At 63.8% G+C, this 3,295-nt stretch carries 4 protein-coding genes; all 4 read right to left on the bottom strand.

Annotated elements, in window-relative coordinates:
* Nucleotides 1-195: 195 nt before the first annotated feature.
* The gene (locus tag B7X49_RS18410; RefSeq protein ID WP_029313612.1) at nucleotides 196-399 is read right to left on the bottom strand and encodes a hypothetical protein; all 204 of its coding nucleotides are present in this window, start codon (nucleotides 397-399) and stop codon (nucleotides 196-198) included.
* A 204-nt stretch (nucleotides 400-603) separates the two neighbouring features.
* Complete coding sequence (locus B7X49_RS18405) at nucleotides 604-1,383, bottom strand: ABC transporter permease (protein ID WP_286705273.1); 780 nt, start codon at nucleotides 1,381-1,383, stop codon at nucleotides 604-606.
* On the bottom strand, nucleotides 1,380-2,120 hold the full coding sequence (locus B7X49_RS18400; RefSeq protein ID WP_286705272.1) for an ABC transporter ATP-binding protein: 741 nt from the start codon (nucleotides 2,118-2,120) through the stop codon (nucleotides 1,380-1,382). The genes B7X49_RS18405 and B7X49_RS18400 overlap by 4 nt, the downstream gene beginning before the upstream one ends.
* A 15-nt stretch (nucleotides 2,121-2,135) precedes the next feature.
* Nucleotides 2,136-3,146, bottom strand: coding sequence for an ABC transporter substrate-binding protein (locus B7X49_RS18395; RefSeq protein WP_286705271.1), 1,011 nt, complete (start codon nucleotides 3,144-3,146; stop codon nucleotides 2,136-2,138).
* Nucleotides 3,147-3,295: the final 149 nt, after the last annotated feature.

Genomic DNA, 3,295 nt, shown 5'->3' with positions numbered 1-3,295 from the left:
CGGAGCCTTTAAAATCCATTAGTTTTAGGGGTAGGGAGGGCGGCTGCCGGGCTCTGAAACGGTATGGTCTGGACGCCCTCCCTACCCCTAAAACTAGCGGGTTCTAAGGGCTTCGCCCTTAGTGGGGGTCGAGGGGGCAAAGCCCCCCGCCTTGCTGTCCCCCGCCTCAGCCCCAAAGCCGACCGGCCTCATTCCCTATTTTTTGGCGGTGATCGGTTTGTGGCCGCGTTCGATCAGGCGGCGGAGCAGGCCGGGTTTTTTGGCGATTTCCGGTTTGGCGGGGGCGGTTTTGAGTTCGGCCTTTGCTTTGGCTTTCAGCCATTCGTCGAGGCTTTTGTTGGCCTTGGCGGCGCGTTTGCGTTCGTAGTCGAGTTGGGCGTCGGTCATTTTTCGGGTCATGATGGGGCTGTGCCAGAGGGTGAGGTGGGATTCAAGCGGGATTGCTGGATGGTGGGGTCGTTGGGGTGTGAGAAGGTCTTCTTTTTTGTAAACAAAAAAGAAGTAAAAAAACTTTGTTCATCTGGGCCCGTGCCGGCGAAAGCGCCCATGCCCCAGATTAACGAAAGTTTTTTGCTTCTTTTTTCCAAAAAAGAAGTCTTCCTTTCACTTCACTTCGCCTGAAGGCCCAGCCCCGAACCGCCGCAGGATCATGCGTTCAAACGCGCCGAGGGCGGCGTAGATCAGGATGCCGGTGATGGCGAGCAGGGTGAGGGCGGCGAACATGCGGGCGATTTCCAGCCGGTAGCCGGATTCGAGGATGCGGCCGGCGAGGCCGGAGGCGAAGCCGCCGGAGCTGGCGACGAATTCGGCGACGACGGCGCCGACCAGGGCGAGGGTGCCGGCGATGCGCAGGCCCGCGAGGAAATAGGGCAGGGCGGCGGGCAGGCGGAGCAGGAACAGGGTTTGGCGGCGGGTGGCGCCGTTGAGGCGGAACAAATCGGCGAGTTCGGGCGGGGTGGCGGCGAGGCCGGCGGCGGTGTTCGACAGGACTGGGAAGAAGGCGACGATGGTGGCGCAGACGACGAGGGCGGCGAATTGCTGGTTGACCCAGATGATGATCAGCGGTGCGATGGCGACGACGGGGGTGACTTGCAGGACGACGGCCCAGGGCTGGATGGCGGCGCGGGCGAGGCGGCTGGCGGCCATGGCGAGGGCGAGGATCATGCCGAGGCTGGCGGCGGCGATGAGGGCGGCGGCGGTGACGGCGAGGGTGGAGAGCAGCGAGAGCAGCAGGGAGGCGTGGTCCGACCAGAAGGCGGCGATGATGGCGATGGGGCCGGGCAGGACGTAGACGGGCACGTGCATCAGGCTGACCGCGGTTTGCCAGAGGATGAGGCCGAGCAGGCCGAAGGCGATGGGGGCGGTGCGTTCCAGGCTGGTCATGCGGGCATCACGGCGCGGAGGGTTTCGGTGACTTGGGTGGTGAGGGCGGCGTAGGCGGGGTCGGTCCGGCGGTTTTTCGTGTCGGGCAGGGCGCAGGTGAGTTCGGCGGCGATGCGGCCGGGGCGGGGCGACATGACGATGATGCGCGAGGCGAGGTAGGCGGCTTCGTAGATCGAGTGGGTGACGAAGACGATGGTGGTGCGGGCTTCGCGCCAGAGGGCGAACAGATCGTCCTGCAGGCGGTGGCGGGTGAATTCATCGAGGGCGGCGAAGGGTTCGTCCATCAGGAGCAGTTTAGGGCGCGAGACCAGGGCGCGGGCGATGGAGACGCGCATGCGCATGCCGCCGGAGAGTTCGGTTGGTTTGGCGTGTTCGAAGCCGGCCAGGCCGAGTTGGGCCAGCGTGTCGCGCACGATCGGGCGGGCGGTTTCGAGCGATTTTCCGGCGAGGCGGAGCGGGAGGAAGACGTTGGCTTCGGCATTCGCCCAGGGCAGCAGGGTCGCATCCTGAAAGACGAAGCCGATGTCGCCGGGGCCGGGTGGGGTGTTGTCATCCCAGGTCAGGCTGCCGGTGTCGGGGGTGTCGAGCCCGGCGAGGATGCGCAGCAGGGTGGATTTGCCGCAGCCGGATGGGCCGAGCAGGGCGATGAAGGCGCCCGGCTCGATCCGTGTCGTGATATTGTCCAGTGCGATGACGTTGTTGGGGAAGCGCCGGCCGACGCCGTTCAGCCGGAGCATGTCAGGCGGGGAGGCTCAAGGTTTGGCCGGGGTTTTGTGGTCGACGAATTGCAGGGTGAAGGCGGCGCGGTAGTCGAAGTGTTTCGGGTAGAGGCCGGCGTCGCTCATCTGGGTGTAGAAGCCTTTCCAGCGGGCGTCGGTCATGGCGCCGATGCCCATGGTTTTGGTAATGCCGGAATCGACGATGCCGTCTTTTTTCAGGGCGTCGTAGCCGAATTTCAGGAGTGGCGCTGTCATGTCCGGGTTGGCTTTGCGGATCAGGGCGAAGGCGGGGGCGGGGTTGCCATCGAGGTAGGATTTCCAGCCGGCGGAGGAGGCGGCGACGAAGCGCTGGACCACCGAGGGATCGGTCGCGATCAGTTTTTTCGAGGTCGCGATCAGTTCGGCGTAGCCATCGAACCCGGCCTGGTCGAGCCGTAGCACGACGGGGAAGTGGCCGGTTTTCTGTTTGACCAGGAAGGGTTCGGAGGTGAGGTAGCCTTGGACGGCGAGGTTTTTGTTGGTGAAGAACGGGGCGAGGTTGAAGTCGTAGGGGCGGATCTGGCTGTCGCTGTAGCCGTATTTATGGGCGAGGTAGAGCCACCAGCTTGCGCGGGTATCCGAGGAGATGGCGATGGGTCTGCCTTTGAGGGCGGCGAAGCTGGTTTCACCGGTGCTGCGGTGGGCGAGCAGGATATCCGGGTCTTTCTGGAACATCGCGGCGACGGCGACGAAGGGGATTTTTTGCTGGACGAAGTTGAAGGCGAGGAAGCCGTTCGAGGTGATGTCGAAATCGAGCTTGCCGGCGAGGAGCAGTTGGGCGTTGTTCACCTCGGGGCCGCCCTGGCGGATGGTGACGTCGAGCCCATATTTCTTGTAGATGCCGGTGGCGACGGCTTGATAGAAACCGCCGTATTCGGCTTCGGCGACCCAATCGAGTCCGAAGGTGATTTTTTGCAGCACGGGGGCGGCGGTGGCGTGGTGGGGCAGGGCGATCATGCCTGCGGCGACGGCGAGGCAACAGGCCAAGGAGCGAATGCAGCGCATGAAGTTGTCCCAGTTTTTGATTGATGACGATTCATTGCAGTATGGACAGAGCGTGCCTATCCGGTTGACTCAGACACCCACTAGGGCTAGTGGCCCCCGCCATGGCGGCCATTGACATTCACCAGCGTGACGAACTGGCTTTCCCCCAA

Origin of the sequence: Acidiphilium sp. 34-64-41, assembly GCF_002282635.1 — a bacterium.
GTDB classification, from domain to species: domain Bacteria; phylum Pseudomonadota; class Alphaproteobacteria; order Acetobacterales; family Acetobacteraceae; genus Acidiphilium; species Acidiphilium rubrum.
This window is presented reverse-complemented; position numbering and strand designations above follow the sequence as displayed.

Excerpts from the sequence above, each read along its gene's own strand:
- B7X49_RS18410 (WP_029313612.1), bottom strand. The coding sequence starts at position 399 with ATGACCCGAAAAATGACCGACGCCCAACTCGACTACGAACGCAAACGC.
- B7X49_RS18405 (WP_286705273.1), bottom strand. The coding sequence starts at position 1,383 with ATGACCAGCCTGGAACGCACCGCCCCCATCGCCTTCGGCCTGCTCGGC.
- B7X49_RS18400 (WP_286705272.1), bottom strand. The coding sequence starts at position 2,120 with ATGCTCCGGCTGAACGGCGTCGGCCGGCGCTTCCCCAACAACGTCATC.
- B7X49_RS18395 (WP_286705271.1), bottom strand. The coding sequence starts at position 3,146 with ATGCGCTGCATTCGCTCCTTGGCCTGTTGCCTCGCCGTCGCCGCAGGC.